General features: G+C 73.4%; 14 protein-coding genes. 6 read left to right on the top strand and 8 right to left on the bottom strand.

The annotated features are described in order from the left end of the window. Positions 1–142: 142 nt before the first annotated feature. Complete coding sequence (locus ACFY6S_RS16345; protein ID WP_388816785.1) at positions 143–1,189, bottom strand: FecCD family ABC transporter permease; 1,047 nt, start codon at positions 1,187–1,189, stop codon at positions 143–145. 120 nt (positions 1,190–1,309) lie between these two features. On the opposite strand from ACFY6S_RS16345, the gene ACFY6S_RS16340 reads away from it, so the two are divergent. Both ACFY6S_RS16340 and ACFY6S_RS16335 read left to right on the top strand, forming a co-directional pair. After that, the gene (locus tag ACFY6S_RS16340) at positions 1,310–1,948 is read left to right on the top strand and encodes an HAD family hydrolase (RefSeq protein WP_388816783.1); all 639 of its coding nucleotides are present in this window, start codon (positions 1,310–1,312) and stop codon (positions 1,946–1,948) included. A 305-nt stretch (positions 1,949–2,253) separates the two neighbouring features. Then, positions 2,254–2,610, top strand: coding sequence for a hypothetical protein (locus tag ACFY6S_RS16335; RefSeq protein WP_388816780.1), 357 nt, complete (start codon positions 2,254–2,256; stop codon positions 2,608–2,610). A gap of 124 nt (positions 2,611–2,734) precedes the next feature. On the opposite strand, the gene ACFY6S_RS16330 is transcribed toward ACFY6S_RS16335, so the two are convergent. Further along, the gene (locus ACFY6S_RS16330; protein ID WP_388816777.1) at positions 2,735–3,001 is read right to left on the bottom strand and encodes a hypothetical protein; all 267 of its coding nucleotides are present in this window, start codon (positions 2,999–3,001) and stop codon (positions 2,735–2,737) included. Positions 3,002–3,177: 176 nt separating this feature from the next. Between ACFY6S_RS16330 and ACFY6S_RS16325 the strand changes: the two genes are divergently transcribed. After that, positions 3,178–3,561, top strand: coding sequence for a cold-shock protein (locus tag ACFY6S_RS16325; protein WP_114622617.1), 384 nt, complete (start codon positions 3,178–3,180; stop codon positions 3,559–3,561). 95 nt (positions 3,562–3,656) lie between these two features. On the opposite strand, the gene ACFY6S_RS16320 is transcribed toward ACFY6S_RS16325, so the two are convergent. The 4 genes from ACFY6S_RS16320 to ACFY6S_RS16305 form a co-directional block, all read right to left on the bottom strand. After that, positions 3,657–4,523 carry a 1,4-dihydroxy-6-naphthoate synthase gene (locus tag ACFY6S_RS16320; RefSeq protein WP_388816774.1) on the bottom strand — a complete coding sequence of 289 codons (867 nt, stop codon included), beginning with the start codon at positions 4,521–4,523 and terminating at the stop codon, positions 3,657–3,659. Beyond that, positions 4,520–5,272: a futalosine hydrolase gene (locus tag ACFY6S_RS16315; RefSeq protein WP_388816772.1), complete on the bottom strand. Its 753-nt coding sequence runs from the start codon at positions 5,270–5,272 to the stop codon at positions 4,520–4,522. Before ACFY6S_RS16315 ends, ACFY6S_RS16320 begins: the two co-directional genes overlap by 4 nt. Before the next feature lie 27 nt (positions 5,273–5,299). Next, positions 5,300–5,779, bottom strand: coding sequence for a DUF2771 domain-containing protein (locus ACFY6S_RS16310; protein ID WP_388816769.1), 480 nt, complete (start codon positions 5,777–5,779; stop codon positions 5,300–5,302). Positions 5,780–5,897: 118 nt separating this feature from the next. After that, positions 5,898–7,301 (bottom strand): MFS transporter, encoded by a 1,404-nt coding sequence (locus ACFY6S_RS16305; protein ID WP_388816766.1) that lies wholly within the window; start codon positions 7,299–7,301, stop codon positions 5,898–5,900. Positions 7,302–7,760: 459 nt separating this feature from the next. On the opposite strand from ACFY6S_RS16305, the gene ACFY6S_RS16300 reads away from it, so the two are divergent. Then, a complete protein-coding gene (locus ACFY6S_RS16300) occupies positions 7,761–8,750 on the top strand; it encodes a DUF3027 domain-containing protein (protein WP_388816763.1) in 990 nt (329 codons plus the stop codon). Positions 8,751–9,203: 453 nt separating this feature from the next. Then, entirely contained in the window at positions 9,204–12,386 is a 3,183-nt protein-coding gene (locus ACFY6S_RS16295) for a sacsin N-terminal ATP-binding-like domain-containing protein (protein ID WP_388818035.1), read from the top strand. A 181-nt stretch (positions 12,387–12,567) separates the two neighbouring features. On the opposite strand, the gene ACFY6S_RS16290 is transcribed toward ACFY6S_RS16295, so the two are convergent. Continuing rightward, a complete protein-coding gene (locus ACFY6S_RS16290) occupies positions 12,568–15,453 on the bottom strand; it encodes an ADP-ribosyltransferase (protein WP_388818032.1) in 2,886 nt (961 codons plus the stop codon). A gap of 396 nt (positions 15,454–15,849) precedes the next feature. Here ACFY6S_RS16290 and ACFY6S_RS16285 point away from each other — a divergent pair, with 396 nt between their 5' ends. Then, positions 15,850–16,737, top strand: a complete 888-nt coding sequence (locus tag ACFY6S_RS16285; RefSeq protein WP_388816760.1) for a DUF5707 domain-containing protein — start codon at positions 15,850–15,852, stop codon at positions 16,735–16,737. 182 nt (positions 16,738–16,919) lie between these two features. Here ACFY6S_RS16285 and ACFY6S_RS16280 read toward each other — a convergent pair whose 3' ends face one another. Next, complete coding sequence (locus ACFY6S_RS16280; protein WP_388816757.1) at positions 16,920–19,406, bottom strand: cation-translocating P-type ATPase; 2,487 nt, start codon at positions 19,404–19,406, stop codon at positions 16,920–16,922. Positions 19,407–19,467: the final 61 nt, after the last annotated feature.

Here is a 19,467-nt window from a genome sequence, read left to right as displayed (position 1 = left end):
GCCCCCGGACCGCCGCCCATCCCCGGACCGCCACTCGCCCCCGGACCGCCGCCCACCCCCGGACCGCCACTCGCCCCCGGACCGCCGCCCATCCCCGGACCGCCGCCCACCCCCGGACCGCCGCCCATCCCCGGACCGCCGCTCACGCCCGGACCGCCTTCCGCCGTACGAGCGTGACCAGGAACGGCACGCCCAGCAGCGCCGTCATCACACCCGCCGGAACCTCGCCCGGCGGGAGGACGATCCGGCCGACGACATCCGGGACGAGCAGCATCACGGGCCCGATCAGCGCGGCCATCGGCAGCACCCAGCGGTGGTCGGTGCCGACGACCGCGCGGGCGATGTGCGGTACGGCCAGGCCCACGAAGGCGATCGGCCCGGCGGCGGCGACCCCGACGCCCGTCAGCACCGTCGCGCCCAGACCGCCCAGCACACGGACCACCGCGACGTTCTGGCCCAGGCCCTTCGCCACGTCCTCACCGAGCGCGAGGGCGTCGAGGCCCCGGGCCACGGACCCCACCAGGACCGCGCCGATCAGCAGGAACGGCCAGACCTGGCGGGCCACTTCGGCGTCCCGGCCCGCGATGGAGCCGACCTGCCAGAAGCGGAACTCGTCCAGCGTCGCCGCGTTAGTCGTCAGCACCCCCGTGGTCACCGACACCAGCAGTGCGTTGATCGCGGCGCCGCCGAGGGCGAGTTTGACGGGCGTCGCACCGCCCCGGCCGCCGGCGGCGATCGCGTACACCGCGACGGAAGCGAGGCCCGCGCCGACGAACGCGTACCAGACGTAGCCGGTCAGGGTGTGCGCCCCGGCGAACGTGATGGCCAGCACCACCCCCACCGAGGCGCCCTGGCTGATGCCGAGGACCCCGGGATCGGCGATCGGGTTGCGGGTGATGCCCTGGAGGGCGGTGCCGGCGAGCGCGAGCGCCGCTCCCACCATCAGTCCGATCAGCGTGCGCGGCAGCCGCAGTTGACGGATCACCTCGGCGTCGTCGCTGTGCCCGCCGCGCAGCAGGGCGTCCAGGACGGCCGAGGGGGCGACGGCGCGGGCGCCGACCGCGAGGCTCAGCAGGACGGCGAGCAGTACGGCGAGAAGGGCCGCCACCGTCCAGCCGGCCCGGCGGGCGACGAGGACGCGTCGGGCGGCCCGTCCCGTGGAGCGGGTCGTCGGGGCGGCGGCTGACATCGGAACCAATCGCGGGGGCCGGGACGGACGGATGCGCGGGTCGGGCGGACGCCCGGCTCAGTGTAAGCACCTCGATCCGGCCACCGGGGCGGTCTGTCACACCTGGGCACAATGGGTCCCATGGCTTCTCCCACGGCACGCACCGCGCCCACGGTCGGCTTCGACCTCGACATGACCCTGATCGACTCCCGTCCCGGCATCCACGCCGCGTACAGCGCGCTCTCCGCCGAGACCGGTGTCCCGATCGACGCGGACCTCGCGGTCACCCGGCTCGGGCCGCCGCTGGAGGTGGAGCTGGCGTACTGGTTTCCCGAGGAGCGGATCGCCGAGATACGCGACCGCTACCGCGAGATCTACCTCCGGCTCGCGATCACCCCGACCCTCGCCATGCCCGGCGCCCACGAGGCGGTCGCCGCCGTCCGGGAGCGGGGCGGCCGGGCGATCGTCGTCACCGCCAAACACGGCACGAGCGCCGCGCTCCACCTCGACCACCTCGGCATCGAGCCGGACGCCGTCGTCGGCCAGCTGTGGGCCGAGCGGAAGGCGGAGGCGCTGCGCGAGCACGGCGCGACGGTGTACGTGGGCGACCACACCGGGGACGTACGCGGAGCCCGCACGGCGGGGGCGCTCTCCGTCGCCGTACCGACCGGGCCGTGCGCCGCGCCCGAACTGCGCGCGGCGGGCGCGGACGTGATCCTCGACGACCTGACGCGGTTCCCGGCGTGGCTGGAGAGCCACCTCGCGGGCCGCGCCGCCTGAGCGCCGGCCCCACGAAGCCGATCACCCCCAACGCCCTTCGGCCGAAACGCCGTTGGCCGCACCGCGCCGGGGCGCCTCCCGTCGCTCCCCGCGCCGGGCGGCCCGGCCCTCCGGCCGGGCCGTCGTCGCCAGGAGCACCGCGACGGCGGCGGTGAAGGCGCGCAGGGTCCGTTCGGCGGTCGGTGTCGCCGGGTGGCGGGAGCGCAGGTGCAGCCCCTCGTGGGTGCGGGAGAGCCAGGACTGCGCGTCTGGGTGCGGGAGAGCCAGGACTGCGCGTCGTCGGTGGCCGTCACGCCGCTGATGTGGTGCGCGTTCGACCCGGCGTGGTGTTCGGCGCCGGGGAGCCGTCGGTAGTCCACGTACGGCACCATGAACACGTCGTCCCTGGTGCGCCGGAAGGGCGCGCCGAGCGCGGGCAGGGCCGGGAGTACGCGGGCGACGGGCAGCGCGGCGGCTCCCGGGCCCGCCGGAACGCGGCGCGGGTGGCCGGTACGCCCGCCATGACGCCGGGCACGCCCGGGATGTCCACGGTGAGCGGCGCGATGGTGGTGAACCAGCCGATCGCGGGCGCCCACCGCTCCTCGTACCGGGTGTGCAGGGGGTGCGGAGCCGGACCGTCCCGGCCGCGCCGAGGCCGCGCGCGGCGGGCGCGACGGCGGTGAGCACTCCGGTGAGGGCGCTGCCCCCGGCCGTACGGCACGCGCGCTCGAACGCCTCGGCGCCGTCCTAGCCGGGCGTCCCCGGCGCACGGGAACGCCCCCGAGGTTCAGGGACGGCTCCCGGCCTTCAGGACCGCCCGGCGGCGGCCTTGGCCAGCCGGCGCTGCGCTCCGATCGACCGCAGCACCCCCGCCCCGGCGATGACGAAGCCGACGCCCATCAGCATGCAGACGAGGTAGGCGACGGACGGAAAGGGGTCGGAGCCGAGGAACAGCGGCGCCACGGTGATCAGCGTGGCGAGCGCGCCCACGATGAAGACGATCGCGCCGATACGGACCAGCCCGTCGCCGGGTCCGGTCGCGTCCGTCGTGCGGGGTGCAGGAGTAGCAGTCACGCCCCCAGGGTAGTTCCCTGCCGACAACAGCGGAAAGGAACGGGCCGGCGACGTCTTGTCACCAGGCCCTGGACCATTAGCCTTGGTACCGGCGGGTCGGTGGACCCGCCGCAGCGCTATGCAGAGCCGATTTCGCGCGCGCCAGCGCCCCAACGAGTACGAGGACGAGGACAGACGTGCCTACCGGCAAGGTCAAGTGGTTCAACAGCGAGAAGGGCTTCGGCTTCCTCTCCCGTGACGGCGGCGGCGACGTCTTCGTGCACTCGTCGGTCCTGCCCACCGGAGTCGACGCGCTCAAGCCCGGCCAGCGTGTCGAATTCGGCGTCGTGGCGGGCCAACGCGGGGACCAGGCCCTCTCGGTGACGGTCCTCGACCCGGCGCCCTCGGTCGCCGCCGCCCAGCGCCGCAAGCCCGACGAGCTGGCCTCGATCGTCCAGGACCTGACGACGCTGCTGGAGAACATCACGCCGATGCTGGAGCGTGGCCGCTACCCGGACAAGGTCCACGGCGCCAAGATCGCGGGCCTGCTGCGCGCGGTGGCGGACCAGCTGGACGTCTGAGGCCGGCGCCCGCCCGTCCCGCGCCTGTGAGGACCCCGCCGGAACCTCCTCGGCGGGGTCTTCGCACGCCGCCGCACCGGCCGGGGCCGCGGACCTCAGACGAACCGCAGCGCGTCCCGGTCGAGGGGCGGCACCAGGCCCTCCGCCGCCGCCCGGGTCAGCAGCCCGCGCACGGCCGCGTAGCCGTCGGTGCCCAGGTCGGCGGTGAACTCGTTCACGTACAGACCGATGTGCTGGTCAGCGACCGCCGGGTCCATCTCCTGGGAGTGCTCCAGGACATACGGACGTGAGGTCTCCGGGTCGTCCCAGGCCATCCGGACCGACCGGCGGATCGACTCGGCGAGCAGCTGGAGCACCTCGCCGCCCAGCGAGCGCTTCGCGATGATCGCGCCCAGCGGGATCGGCAGGCCCGTGGTGGACTCCCAGTGCTCGCCCATGTCGGCGAGGCAGTGCAGCCCGTACTCCCGGTAGGTGAAGCGCGCCTCGTGGATGACGAGCCCCGCGTCCACCTTGCCGTCCCGTACCGCGGGCATGATCTCGTGGAACGGCATCACGACCACCTCGCCGACCCCGCCGGGGACGACCTCCGCCGCCCAGAGGCGGAAGAGCAGATACGCCGTGGAACGCTCGCTCGGTACGGCGACGGTCCTGCCGGTCAGATCCGTGCCCGGCTCCTTGGTCAGGACGAGCGGCCCGCAGCCCCGGCCCAGCGCGCCGCCGCAGGGCAGCAGCGTGTACTCGTCCAGGACCCACGGCAGCACCGCGTACGAGACCTTCAGCACGTCGAACTCGCCGCGCTCCGCCATGCCGTTGGTGATGTCGATGTCCGCGAAGGTGACATCGAGGTCCGGAGCGCCGGGCACCCGGCCGTGGGCCCAGGCGTCGAACGTGAAGGTGTCGTTCGGGCAGGGCGAGTAGGCGATCCGCAGAGCGGACGAGGGGGACGCGGTCGGCGAGGTCATGACGGCTCCTCGAATACGGGGGTGAGCAGCGTGAAGGCGTACCGCAGCGCGTCCAGCGCCCGGCCGATCTGCCAGGAGTCGCGGTCGCGCGGACCGACGGCGTTGGAGACGGCACGGATCTCGGCGCACGGTACGGAGTGGGCGGCGGCGGCCTCGGCGACGCCGAAGCCCTCCATCGCCTCGGCCGCGGCCCGTGGGTGCCGGGCCGTCAGTTCGGCGGTGCGGGCGGCGGTGCCGGTCACGGTGGAGACGGTGAGGACGGGCGCGAGGACCGCGTGGATCAGCGGATCGGCGTCCAGGACGGCGGCCAGCCGGGCCGAGAGCCCCGCCGCCGGCTGATGCGTGCCGCGCCCGAAGCCCAGCTCCTCGACCGGGACATAGCCCTCGGGGCTCTGCGCGCCGAGGTCGGCAGCGACGATCGAGTCCGCCACCACGAGCGAGCCGACGGGCGCGTGGGGCTGGAAGCCGCCGCCGACGCCGGCCGAGATCACCAGGTGGTACGGAGGGTCGTACGGCGAGGAGGCCAGCGCCGTCGCCGTGGCCACGGCCGCCGCGACCGGGCCGACCCCGCCCGCGAGGACGTCCACGACCGGTATCTGCACGGACCCGGGCCGGGGCGTGTACTGGGCGTGGCCCGCCACCTCGTACCCGCCGGTCAGCTCCCGTACCCCGGAGGCGGCGTACCGGCCGAGTCCGGCGGCGACGGAGTCGGCCTCCGCCGCCACGGCGGTCACCACAAGCACACGCATGGCGGGCCTCTCAGGGCGGGTTCCGGGTCAGGACTTCTTGAACTCGAAGTGCCAGATGCCCGTCAGGGACTTGCCGCTGGTCTCGACGATGCTGATCTGGACGTCGTTCGTGGTCTCGCCGCTCTGGCTGGAGGCCAGGAAGGCGCTGGCCGGGATGGTCCGGTACGTCTTCTTGTACGGCTCCTGCTCGGCCTGCTGACCGTTGACGAAGATCGTCCAGCCGTGGTCGGCGATCTCCGGGTCGACCCCGAAGCGGAGCTTGTCGTCCATCGAGACCTCAAGGGTCTTCTCGGCCTTCTTGTTCAGGCAGGGCTGGATATCCGCTTCCTTGATGGCCTTGCCGTCGTTGTAGCAGGTTGCGCCCGTGTTGACCGAGTCGCCGCCGACCGTCACGGTCGCGAGCGGCGTCGGCTTGTCACAGGCGGCGAGGACGAGGAGCCCGGCGGACACCGCGCCGAGGGCGGCGCCGGCGCGGCGGGACCTACCAGAGAAGAACGCAACGGTCATGGGGCGAAGGCTATCGGTCGCCGGCTCGGGCACGGCGAGGGGGTACGGCGAGCCGCGTCCCGGCCGCCGCGCGGGCCCCTGTCCGGGCCGGCGCCGGTGGGCACGCGGCGGCGGCGGCTCAGGCCACGCGCGGATATCCGGTGGGGCGTCTGGCGGCGCGCATCAGCCCCCGTACCGCCGCGAGCGCGCCCAGCCCGACGAGCCCCGCCGCGACGGACATCCCCAGCACGCCGTTGAGGGGCAGCGCGATCCCGATGGCGCCGCCCACCACCCACGCCATCTGGAGCAGCGTCTCGGAGCGGGCGAAGGCGGAGGTCCGCACCTGCTCCGGGACATCGCGCTGGATCACCGCGTCCAGGGACAGCTTCGACAGCGCCTGGGAGAAGCCCGCGACGGCGCACAGCACGGCCATCATCACGCCGCCGAAGAGCAGCGCGGCCAGGACCGCCGCCGTCAGGGCCATCCCCAGCATCGTCGCGATGATCACCTCGGGGCCGCGTGCCTTGAGCCAGGCGCCCACCGCCGTCCCCAGCGCGTTGCCCGCACCGGCCGCCACGCCCACGACGCCGAGGGAGACGGCCGCGCTCTGGCCGCTGAGCGGGTGCTCGCGGAGCAGAAAGGCGAGGAAGAAGATGAGGAAGCCGGAGAGGGCGCGGTGCGTCGCGTTCGCCTGGAGGCCGTGCAGGACGGACGGGCCGACGCTGCGCAGCGTCGGCCGCCGCTCCTTGCCGTCCCGGCCCTTCGCCCTGTTCCGCACCCGGTCGGTGACGGCGGCCGGCACGGGGACCAGCCGGGCCCTGCGCTCGCCTTTCGCCGAGTCGACCTTGTGCGGCAGTGTGAACGCCAGGAACGTTCCGCCGAGGAAGATCGCGCAGGCGCCGTAGAGCGGCAGCCTCGGGCCGAAGTGGTGCAGCCCCGCGCCGATCGGGGCCGCCACGCCGGTGGCCAGCAACCCGGCGAGGGTGACCCGGGAGTTCGCCCGCACCAGCGAGAAGCGCGGCGGCAGCAGACGCGGTACGACCGCGCTGCGGACCACCCCGTACGCCTTCGACGCGACCAGCACGCCGAGCGCCGCCGGATACAGCTCCAGGCCGCCCGTCACCACGGCGGTGGACATCAGGATCGCGAGCACCGCCCGGGTCAGCATGGCCCCCGCCATCGCGGCGCGGCGGCCGTGCGGGAGCCGGTCGAGCAGGGGGCCGACGACCGGAGCGAGAAGAGTGAAGGGGGCCATGGTGATGGCGAGATAGAGCGCGACGCGCCCGCGCGCCTCGTCCGTGGGCACCGAGAAGAAGACGGTCGACGCCAGCGCGACCGTGATCATGACATCGCCCGCGCCGTTCACGGCGTGCAGCTCGATCAGCTTGCCGAGCCCCGACTCGCCGGCGCCGTGCGCGTTGGTCGCCTTCCGGATTCCCCGCGCGGCGGCGGTGAACGGCAGGCGCACCGCACGGCTGAGGGCCCGTCCGGTCCTCCGGAACGGGCCCGCTGCGTCTCGGTCGGACGACCTCACGGCTGCCACTCCGCCATAGTGCCCCAACCCCGCGGGGCCATAACCGATCCCGGCCATCGGAGGACGACGCGTCCCCGGCACGCCGGGGACGCGCCGCGGGGTTCGCAGGACCCGCCCGACCCCGTACGGGATGACGCGCCCGAAAACTGTCCCGAGCGGGTCCGAATCGCCTCCCCGCCCTTTGACCACAGGGTTACGGCCTGGTTGCGGTGTGCCCCGAAGTACCGGAAAGGCGGCGTGCAGGTGGGCGCCGGGCGGCTGAGGGGGTAGCGTGCGTAGCGCGCCACCGGCGGTTGTTCTCGGCCGCGCGCCTCTTCGCCATCCCGCAGAATGGATGATGAGAGGTGTGCCCGAGGAGACATTCGGGCGTGGACGTCGATGCGGCCCTCTGGTCCGCTCCGCCCTCGGCCCGTACATCGCGACTCGGCCGGCGCACCCGTGAGACGGCGTAGGAGAGAAGCGAGACCTGTGAGTGCTGCGACGACGCGAAGCCGAACCCCCGACCGTCTGTGCGCCGAGGCGGTAGACCTCGCCCGGTCGGCTGCCGAAGAGGTGGCCGCGCCCGGGGTCGTCGGGGCACATGTCTCGGTGGTGGCGGACGGAGACCGGGTCGTCACCCACTTCTTCGAGTGCAAGGAGATGGGCTACCGGGGCTGGCGCTGGGCGGTGACGGTCGCGCGGGCCTCCCGCGCGAAGCTCGTCACCCTCGACGAGACGGTCCTGCTGCCCGGCCCCGACTCCCTGCTGGCCCCCGAGTGGGTGCCGTGGAGCGAGCGGCTGCGCCCCGGCGACATGGGCCCCGGCGACCTGCTGCCGACCGAGGCGGACGATCTGCGCCTGGAGCCGGGCTACGCGGGCGGTGTCGAGGAGGACGGCGAGGCGGTCCCCGCGGTGGGCACCGTGGCGCCGGCCGCGTACCCCGAACTGACCGAGGACGCCGAGCCGGTCGACCTGACGGACACCGGGACCGCCCCGGCGGCGCCCGGCACGGCCCCGGACGAGCCCGCCTCGTCCGCCGCCCCGGCGATTCCCGCGCGGGGCACGATCGCGGCCGTCGCCGAGGAACTCGGCATGCGCCGGGCCCGCGTGCTGTCCCGCTACGGCCTGCACCTCGCCGCCGACCGCTGGGACGAGTCCTTCGGCGCGAAGACCCCCATGGCGCAGGCGGCCCCCGCCCCCTGTGTCTCCTGCGGCTTCCTGCTGCCCCTGGCGGGCTCGCTGCGCCAGGCGTTCGGAGTCTGCGCGAACGAGTTCTCCCCGGCGGACGGCCGTGTGGTCTCGCTCGCGTACGGCTGCGGCGGCCACTCCGAGGCCGCGGTCATGCCCAAGCCCCTGCGCCCGCCGCCCCCGGTCCTCGACTCGGTCGGCACGGACGCCTTCCCGCTGCGCCCGGCCCCGGACAGCGGCTCGGTGCTGACGGCGCAGGACGGGACGACGGAGGACCTGGGCCACTCGTAAACCCGTACGACGGGGGCGATCCGGGCGATCCGGGCGATCTCTGCGTAGTGATGCCCGTGGCCGCCGCGCGTCAGGGACCCACCGGCCGCCGACTGCCGGGCGGGGTGCGGCCCACCGGCGGGAGGGGGCCGGGGCGCAGGAGGTGCGTGCCCGGACGATGAAGCGTGAGGTGTGCCGCTCGGCGACCCGCGCCGAAGAAGCCTCCCGCACGCGGCGTAGACCATGCCGTCCGGGCACCTGCCTCCGGCAGACTCCGGGCCCCGGCACCGTACGCACCGTACGCACCGGCCTCACGCGCCCCGGAGGCCCCGGCACCGTACGCACCGGCTCAGCCCAGGACCGGCTGCGGTCCCCGCCCGGAGGCGGCACGCGGTACGTTCGGGCCCGCACGTGCGACCGGCGGGCGGACAGCAGCGGACAGAGCGGAGCCACAGGGTGAGCGGCGTGGGCGGCGTGAGCGTCAGGACGACCGAGGGGGCCGACCCGTTCGGGACGGCGCGGCTGCGGCGAGGGGTGCTGGACGCCTGGGGCGCCAGCCCCGCGCGGTTCCGGGAGGACGCCAACGCGGAGGAGGACCTCGCGCTCGGCGGCTACCGCGACCGCCTCGTCGTCGAGCTGGCCCAGAACGCCGCCGACGCCGCCGCCCGCGCCGGTGTCCCCGGCCGGCTGCGGCTCACCCTTCACCCGGCGACCGCGGACGGACCCGGCGGCCCCGACGGCACCGCCGTCCTCGCCGCCGCCAACACCGGCGCCCCCCTCGACGCGACCGGCGTCGAGTCGCTGTCCACGTTGCGCGCCTCCGCCAAGCGGGAGGGCCACGAGGCGGCCGTAGGACGGTTCGGCGTCGGGTTCGCCGCCGTGCTCGCCGTCAGCGACGAACCCGCCGTCGTCGGGCGGCACGGCGGCGTCCGCTGGTCGCTCGCCGAGGCCCGCGAACTGGCCGGGGGCCCCGCCCAGGCGAGCCCCGGCCTCGGCGACGAACTGCGGCGCAGGGACGGCCACGTACCGCTGCTGCGGCTGCCGCTGCCCGCCGAGGGCACGGCGCCGGACGGGTACGACACGGTCGTCGTCCTGCCGCTGCGCGACGCCGCCGCCACGGACCTGGTCGAGCGGCTGCTCGACGGCGTGGACGACGCGCTGCTGCTGACCCTCCCCGGCCTCGCCGAGATCGTGATCGAGACCCCGGAGGGCGAACGGACGCTGCGCCGCTCGCAGGACGGGCCCTATGTCCACGTCGAGGATTCCACGACGGCGGCCACCGGGCGCGGGCCCGGCAGCCGCCGCTGGCGCGTCGTCAGCCACCACGGCGCCACCGACCCCGCCCTCCTCGAAGGCCGGCCCGTCGAGGAGCGGCTGCGCCCCCACTGGTCGGTGACCTGGGCCGTCCCGGTGGACGCGGCGGGCGCCCCGGCCCGGCCGCGTACCGCGCCGGTCGTGCACGCCCCGACGCCCACGGACGAGCCCCTCGGCGTGCCCGCCCTGCTGATCGCCTCGCTGCCGCTGGACACCACCCGGCGCCACCCCGCGCCGGGGCCGCTCACGGACTTCCTGGTGGGGAAGGCCGCCGACGCGTACGCGGAGCTGCTCGGCGACTGGGAGCCCCGGTCGACGGGCACGATCGACCTCGTCCCCGGCCCGCTCGGCAAGGGCGAACTGGACGGACGGCTGCGGGCCGCGATCCTGGAGCGGCTGCCGCGCGTCGCCTTCCTCGTCCCGGCCGCCGGCGGCGACGAGGACGGCGGTGACGACGAGGACGGAACGACCGCCCTGCGCCCCTTCGAGGCCGAGGTCGTCGAGGACGCCGGCGCCGCGACCGTACGCGTACTCGCCGAGGTGCTGCCGACGCTGCTGCCCGCCGGGCTGGAACGCCGTACGGAGCTGCGCACGCTCGGCGTCGGCCGGCTGCCGCTCGGTGACGCCATCGAGCGCATCGCCGGGGCCGAACGCCCGCCCGTCTGGTGGCGGCGGCTGTACGAGTCCCTCGCCGGCGTCGACCCCGAGCGGCTCTCCGGGCTGCCGGTGCCGCTCGCCAACGGGCGTACGACGATCGGGCCGCGCCATGTGCTGCTGCCGCTGCCGGGCGCGGAGGCGTCCGCGGACCTGGCCCGCCTCGGCCTCAAGGTCGCCCACCCGGACGCCGCCCATCCCCTCCTGGAGAAGCTGGGCGCGCTTCCCGCCACCCCGCGCGCGGTGCTGACGACCCCCCAGGTGCGCGCGGCGGTCGCGGCCTCGCTGGACGCGGAGGAGGCGTGGGACGACGGCCTGGGCGAGCCGGCGGCGCCGGACGCCGAGGAGCTGGCGGAGCTCGTCCTGACCCTCGTACGAGACGCGGGACTCGAACCGGGCGACGAGCCCTGGCTGGGCGCGCTCGCCCTGCCGGACGAGGACGGCGAGCAGGCGCCCGCCGGTGAACTCGTGCTGCCGGGAAGCGCGTTCGCCTCCGTACTGCGTGAGGACGAACTTGCCTTCTGTGACGCGGAGTTGGCGGAACGCTGGGGTGAGCGGCCACTCGCCGCCTGCGGGGTCCTCGCCGACTTCGCGCTCGTACGTGCCACGGACGTCGTCCTGGACCCCGACGAACTGGAGCCCCGCGAAGGCGACTTCGCCGAACCGGACGACGCCGGGCTGCTCGACGCGGTCGACGTGTGGTGCGAGGACGTGCTCGACCGGCTGCCCGAAGGCCCGGTACCGCCGGTGGCCACGGAGATCGTGGCCGTGCGGGACCTGGACCTGGTGGACGACGACGCGTGGCCCCGGGCGCTGGCGCTGCTGGCCCGGCCGCCGCTGCGGGACGCGCTGATCCAGCCCGTACGGGTGCTGCTGCCGGACGGTACGACGGAGAGCGTCCGCTCGTACACCGCTTGGTGGCTGCGTGATCATCCCGTACTGGGCGGACGGCGCCCGGCCGGGCTGCGCGCCGAGGGCGGCGACCCGCTGCTGGCGGGGCTGTACGACTCCGTGGACGCGACCGGGTTCGAGGACACGCAGGTGCTGCGGGCCCTGGGCGTACGGACCTCCGTCGCCGCGCTCCTGGACGAGCCCGGCGGCGCGGCGGAGCTGCTCGGCCGGCTCGCCGACCCGGAACGCGAGGTGACCTCGGGGCAGCTGCACGCGCTCTACACGGCGCTCGCCGACCTCGATCCGGACGAGGTGACGCTCCCGGACGACCTGCGCGTCGTCGTGGACGGCACGGTCCGGGTGGTCGACGCGGCGGACGCCGTCATCGCGGACGCCCCCGACCTGCTGCCGCTGGCGGCCGGGGTGCCGCTGCTGCCGGTGGCCCCGACGCGGTACGCGGAGCTGGCGGAGCTGCTCCAGGTGCGGCGGCTGAGCGAGGCGGTGAGCGCCGAGGTGACCACGGACGGCGCGGAGCACGCCGTCCCGGAGCCGGTCCGCGCGCTGCTGGGCGCCGAGACCCCCGAGACGTACGTCGAGCACGAGGAGCTGCGCGCGGGGGGAGTGGAGCTGGACTGGCGCCGGACGCCGGACGGGGTGCTGCACGCGGCCACCCTGGAGGGGGTGGCGGCGGGCCTCGCCTGGGCGGCGGGCCAGTGGCCGAGGCGCTTCGAGGTGGCGGCGCTGCTGGAGGACCCGTCGCGGACGGAGGAGCTGGCGCGGGACCGCTGGTACGACTGAGAGCGGGGCGGGGCGGGTTGGGCCGGAGCGGGTGACCGAGAAGGCCGCGGTCAACGGCGCCCGGCACCCTCGGCGAGATCGAGAAGCGGCGGTACGGGGAAACGGCCCCGTCGGCGAGCAGGCCACCGACCTCCCTGTGCGGGCCCCGGTCTCCGGGGCCCGCACAGGGCCGTACGCGGGCTCAGCCCACCTGCTTCACCTTGATGACCTTGACTTCCTTCCCGTTGATGGTGCGCGTCTCCACGCTGGTCATCTCGAACTTTCCGTCGCGTGGAATGAGCACCTCCGACTCCTTGGCCCGGTAGCGGGAGAGCGGGTCGACGTTGCGCCCGTTGCTCGTCTCGATTTCGAGGAGCACCTTCTCCCCGCTCATGCCCCCTCCGTTGGCCCGTTCCAGGGCGGATTCCGCCTTGCCGAGGTCCGTGGAGGTACTCAGGTACTCGGGGAAGGTGACTTCGTCACCGCCGAGGAGCTGCTTGAGGATGCTGTCCGGCATGAACGTTCCCCGGTAGACGGTGAGGTCGGGAATCGGCGGCAGATGGCTCAGCGCCTCGTCCATCAGCTTCACCTTGCCGGCCGGATTCTTGAACGATCCGGGTACCTTTCCGCCGCGCAGATACTTGTTGAGGTCGGCGGCCCAGCTGCCGGTGTAGTTGGCGATGACCCAGGCGTCCTCCGCCGTGAGGTTCTCGGTCAGCGGGTTCTTCTTGGCGATCTCCTCGACCTTCTTCGCCCAGTCCTTGCTCTTCTGGATACCCGGTGTGTAGTCCGGGACATCGTCCAGCGCGGTCATCGGGTCGTTCTTGCGGTGGGCGCAATGTCCGTCCCCGTCGCCGGAGTCCTTGGGGTCGTCCTTCGGCTCGTCCTTCGGTTCGTCCTCGGGCTCGTCCTCGGGCTCGTCGTCCTTGGGCTTGGGCCTCTCCGGCGGAGGCTTCGGCTCGTCCATGAGACCGAGGGCGTTCCTGACCCTGTCTTCCACACTCTGGTAGGTGTCGACACCGGCGAGCGAGAGCGCGGACACCGACGTCATCAGGTCCGTCGGGGAGGGGCCGGGGCCGGCTGCGAACACGACGCCACCGCCGACAGCCCGCCCGGCCACCATGTGTGTACGGCCCCCGGCCGAGGCGGCGAGCGTGTAGCGCCCGCTACCGGCCGCGCCGGTGGTCACGCTGCCGGAGAAGGCGACGTTGGTGCCGTTCAGGCAGTCGTTCTTGTCGTCCTCGTCGTCATTGTCGTCCTCGTCCTCGTCGCCGTCCTCGTCGTCATTGTCTTTGTCGTCTTTGTCGTCGTTCTGGCCGCCGGTGCTCCCGCCCGAGCTGCTTGAGCCGCCGGTACCCGTGTCCCGGCAGTTCTGCGTGAAGCCCCAAGGCGCCATGACCGGCCAGCAGTCGACACCGCCGGTCGAGCCACCGCTGTCGGAGCCACCCGAGCTCCCACCACTGCTGCTGCTCCCGCCGCTGGAGGTACCACCGCCCGAACTGCCGCCGCTGCTGGACCCGCCGCTGCTCGATCCCCCTGAACTGGACCCGCCGCTGCTCGATCCCCCTGAACTGGACCCGCCGCTGCTGGATCCCCCTGAACTGGAACCGCCACTGCTGGACCCGCCGCTGCTGCTGGACCCACCGGAGCTGGACCCGCCGGACGAGCCCCCGCTGCTGCCTCCGGAGGATCCCCCGGAGCTGGACCCGCCGCCGCTGCTGCTCCCGCCGCTGGAGCCACCCGAGCTGTTTCCACCGGAGCTGGAGCCGCCCGAGCTGGAGCCGCCCGACGTGCCTCCGGACGCCCCGCCGTTGCTGCTCCCGCCGGAGCTGGAGCCCCCGGAGCTGGAGCCTCCAGAGGCGCCGCCTACAGCCGCGCCACCGGAGTCGTTTCCGCCGGAGCTGGAGCCGCCGGAGTTACTGCCGCCGGAGCTGGAGCCACCGGAGTTACTGCCCCCGGAGCTGGAGCCGCCGGAGTTGGATCCTCCCGAGGCACCCCCTACGGCGGCGGCGCCCCCATCGTCGTCATCGTTCCCGCCGTTACTGCCGCCGGAGTTACTGCCGCCGGAGTTGCTCCCACCGGACGAGCCACCGCTGCTGCTGCCGCCGCTCGACCCTCCCGAGATGCTGCCTCCCGAGCTGCTGCCTCCCGAGCCGGAGCCGCCGGAGCCGGAACCGCCGGAGCCGGAACTTCCCGAGGCGCCTCCTACGGCGGCGGCGCCCCCGTCGTCGTCATCGTTTCCGCCGTTGCTGCCACCGCCGTTACTGCCGCCGCCGTTACTGCCTCCGGAGCCGGAGCCGCCCGAAGTGCCTCCGGACGCCCCGCCGCTGGAACTGACGCCGCCTGAGTCACCACCGGAGTCCCCGCCACCGGAGGCGTCACCGCCGGAGTCCCCGCCACCCGAGCTGCCACCCGAGTCCCCGCCACCCGAAGCACCACCCGAAGCACCGCCCGAGTCCCCGCCGCCGCTGTTCCCGCCGCCGCTGTCACCACCGCCCCCGGCCGGGTCGTTGGAGCAGTCGCCGCCGAGAACGTTGCAGACCGCGGTCTGGAGACCGCCCGCGACCTGTGTTCCCACGCCGCTGAAGAGGAGCGCGCCGATGATCAGGGCGACCAGACCGACCAAGCCCACGTACTCGACCGTCGACTGCCCGCGATTGCGGCGCCATCCGATCAGGTGCGGAATCGACGGGATCATGTCCCGGCGCAGCCGCTCACGCGTCCAGCGGGGCCGCACCGCCCGCTGTTCCGCGGGCAGTTCGAACCACGCGCGGCTGGCACCCATGCTGACCAGCCCGAGCAGAGCACCCGGCAGCAGCAGCTGACTGACGCCGCGCGCCGAACCCCCGTACAGATTGGCGACGCTGCCGATCAGCAGCCACGCCTGGAGAGCGATCAACGCGAACCTGACCACCGCGCCACCGGTCCACAGGCGTCGCGCCAGGATCACAGCGGCGATCCCCGGCGCCACCGCGTACAGCGCCGCCAGCGTGAGCGTCGGCGTGACGCGGCTGCCCAGGTCCAGCAGGGAGTTCAGCACGCCGACGCCGCCCAGCAGCGTGAGGACGAACATCAGGTACAGCAGCATTCGGGTCACGGCGAGCGATCGCGGTAACGCCCAGCGACGCGCGGGTGTGCCGGCCTGGAATGCCAGGCCCTTCGAGTCCAACAACGGAAACCCCTCCGCCGAACCACTGACGTTCTCGGCCCAGCCCACCAGCCGTGGCGCGTACCCTCGGCAGACTAAGTACGGGGGCGCCCCGGCTGAAGGGCCCGTGGGCCCACTGCGGGGCCCAAGCCGGACCCACGCCGCGGCTCCGTCACACAGACGATCTTCGCAAGTGCTTCATATCTCCGTACAACCATTCACTCGCTTCCCGGGTCTGGTCAGTTGGATCAGCAGCTCCGCTCGATCCGGATGCCACATGGGCCCCGCAGCAGCGGACGACGCGCCGCGAGGCCCCTTCTCCACTGGGGGAAACACATGCGTACGCGTGCCACTGTTGCCGCTGTCTCCGGCGCCCTGGCCCTGTCCGCTCTCGCCGTACCGGCGTCACACGCGGCGGACCGGGGGGACGCCGCCCAGCTGACCCGTTCCATCGCTTCTTCGCTCAAGGAGTCCGTCTCCACCGCCGCTCCGGCGCCGGCGCGGCGTTCCCTGGCGGCCGTCAAGACGGCGAACAGCGCCCCCAAGATCACCAAGGTGGTCGTGAACGGCGGAAAGCCTGTCGTGCTGGGCGTCAAGGCGACGAAGAAGGTCTCGCTCGCCATCACCGCCACCGACAACTCCGGCGTCGCAGGGGCGGCCGGCTTCCTGTGGACCGGCGGCGCGACCCTTGAGGACGTCACCAACATCGCCGTCCCGGAGACGGACGACCTCAAGTGCAAGGCCGCCAGCGCCACCACCACGACGTGCACGCAGACCGTCACCGTCCGCTCGAAGGACCTGGCCAACAACGAGGCCAAGACCTGGAACGCGTACGTCTACGCCCTCGCCAACGACAGCGACGAGCTGGAGAAGGAGAAGGCCGGCACGGTCAAGTTCCAGCGCGCCTCGCAGCTGACGGTCGCCGCCACCCCTAAGCCGGTCAAGAAGGGCAAGACCCTCACCGTCACGGGCAAGCTGTCCCGCGCGAACTGGGAGACCGGCAAGAACGCCGGCTACGCCGGCCAGTCCGTGAAGCTTCAGTTCCGTAAGAAGAGCAGCTCCACCTACACCACCATCAAGACGGTCAAGGGCTCCAGCACCGGCACCCTGAAGACCACCACCACGAAGACCACGGCCGAGGGCTACTGGCGCTGGAGCTTCGCCGGCACGTCGAACACCCCGGCGGTCAACGCGGCGGGCACCCTGGTCAAGATCAAGAAGTAGTGAGGCGGCGCGGGACCTGCCCGTAGTGGCAGATCCCGCGGCATCACCCACCGCACCAAGAGGGGCCCGGGGGACTTCTGCCGGGCCCCTCCGCCATGAGCACGTCGCCCCTCGCACGGGCACCCGCTCCACACGGGCACCCGCTCCACACGGGCACCCGCTCCACGAGGGCGGCACCCGCTCTACGCGGGCATCTTCCGCCCCACCAGCCGCCAGCAGTACTCCAGCGCCGCCGACGCCACCACCGCGATCGCCACCGCCGTCCACGGCATCACCACGCCCACCAGCTTCAGCGCGAAGAAGTCCTGAAGCATCGGCACGGCCAGCACCACCAGGAACGCCACCCCCATCGCGATCACCAGCCCCACCCGCCACCAGGTGTACGGGCGGGCCACGATCGCCAGCACCCAGATGGACACCAGGAAAAGCGTGAGCGTGGCCGCGCTGGTCTGCGCCTCCAGCGCTTCGGTGCCGGTGTAGTGGTTCCGGGCGATCAGATACGTGACGAACGTGGCGATGCCCGCGATCAGCCCCGAGGGAATCGCGTAACGCATCACCCTGCGCACGAAGTTCGGCTGCGCGCGTTCGTTGTTCGGCGCCAGCGCCAGGAAGAAGGCGGGGATGCCGATCGTCAGCGTCGACAGCAGCGTCAGATGGCGCGGCAGGAACGGGTACTCCACCTGGAAGCAGGCCACCAGGATCGCCAGCAGCACCGAGTAGACCGTCTTCGTCAGGAAGAGGGTCGCCACCCGGGTGATGTTGCCGATGACCCGGCGGCCCTCGGCCACCACGGACGGCAGCGTCGCGAAGCTGTTGTTCAGCAGGACGATCTGCGCGACCGCCCGTGTCGCCTCCGAGCCCGAGCCCATCGACACGCCGATGTCCGCGTCCTTCAGCGCGAGGACGTCGTTGACGCCGTCCCCGGTCATCGCGACCGTATGGCCGCGCGACTGGAGCGCGCCGACCATGTCGCGTTTCTGCTGCGGGGTGACCCGGCCGAAGACCGTGCCCGATTCGAGCGAGTCGGCCATCTCCTCCCGGCCGGCCGGCAGCCGCCGGGCGTCGACGGTGTTCTCCGCGCCCGCCAGCCCCAGCTTCCCGGCGACCGCGCCGACCGAGACCGCGTTGTCACCGGAGATGACCTTGGCGGCGACGTTCTGGTCGGCGAAGTACGCGAGGGTCTCGGCGGCGTCGGGCCGCAGTCGCTGCTCCAGGACCACGAGCGCCGCCGGCTCGGCGCCGTTCGCCGCGTCCGGGGAGTCCAGTTCGCCGGCGGCGCGGGCGAGCAGCAGCACGCGCAGGCCCTGCCGGTTGAGCTGATCGACCTCGGTCAGCGTGGGGTCGCCCTCGGCCAGCAGGACGTCCGGCGCGCCGAGCAGCCAGCGCGACACCCGCCCGTCCGCCTCCTCGAACGCCGCGCCGCTGTACTTCCGTACGGACGAGAAGGGCAGCGCGTCCGTCACCGGCCACTCGCCGCGATCACCGCGATAGGCGTCGTCGATCGCCGTGAGGCTGGCGTTGGGGCGCGCGTCGGAGGCGCCGATCGCGCCGAGTACCTGCCGTACGTACGGCTCGTCGGTGCCGCCCAGCGCACGCAGCTCGCTGACGTCCATCCCGCCCTCGGTGAGCGTGCCCGTCTTGTCGAGGCAGACGACATTGACGCGCGCCAGCCCCTCGATGGCGGGCAGTTCCTGGACGAGGACCTTCATGCGGCCGAGCCGGATGACGCCGATCGCGAAGGCGACGGAGGTGAGCAGCACCAGCCCCTCGGGGATCATCGGGACGATGCCGCCGACGGTCCTGGCGATCGAGTTCTTGAAGTCGTTCTGCTTGACGACGAGCTGGCTGAGGATGAGGCCGATCGCGGTCGGGATCATCATCCAGGTGACGTACTTCAGGATGGTGCTGATCCCGTTGCGCAGCTCGGAGTCGACCAGCGTGAAGCGGGACGCCTCCTCGGCGAGCTGCGCGGCGTAGGCGTCCCGGCCGACCTTCGTCGCGTGGAACGCGCCGCCGCCCACGACCACGAAGCTGCCGGACATCACCGCGTCGCCGGGGCGCTTCAGCACGGGGTCGGCCTCGCCGGTGAGCAGCGACTCGTCGATTTCGAGGCTGTCGGCCTCGGCCACCACGCCGTCGACCACGACCTTGTCGCCCGGCCCCAGCTCGATGAGGTCCCCGAGGACGATCTCCGAGGTGGAGATCTCGGCCGCGACGCCGTCGCGCCGTACGGTCGGCTTCGCCTCGCCGATGACCGCGAGACCGTCGAGGGTCTTCTTGGCGCGCAGCTCCTGGATGATGCCGATACCGGTGTTGGCGATGATCACGAACCCGAAGAGGGTGTCCTGGATCGGCGCGACGAAGAACATGATCACCCAGAGCACGCCGATGATCGCGTTGAAGCGGGTGAAGACGTTGGCCCGGACGATCTCGGAGGTGGAGCGGCTGCTGCGCACCGGTACGTCGTTGACCTCGCCCCGGGCGACGTGTTCCGCGACCTCGGCGGAGGTCAGACCGGTGTGCCGGCTCGCGGGCTCGGGCGGCTCCATGGGATGTACGGGGTCGAGCTCAGCCCCCGCGTCGATGGCCGGGCCATGCGATCCACGGCCGTGCGGCTCGGGTCCATGGGGATCGGGGCCGTCGGTGTCGATCTTCGCCCGCTGCGTCATGGTAACGACGGTAAGGCCGGTGGGGCGGCTTCACCCGCCGACCAGGCGGAAGATCAGACTG

The sequence above is a fragment of the Streptomyces sp. NPDC012835 genome, from assembly GCF_042900885.1.
GTDB lineage: Bacteria > Actinomycetota > Actinomycetes > Streptomycetales > Streptomycetaceae > Streptomyces.
Note: the sequence above shows the minus strand (reverse complement) of the source record. Positions and strands in the feature narration are given on the sequence as shown.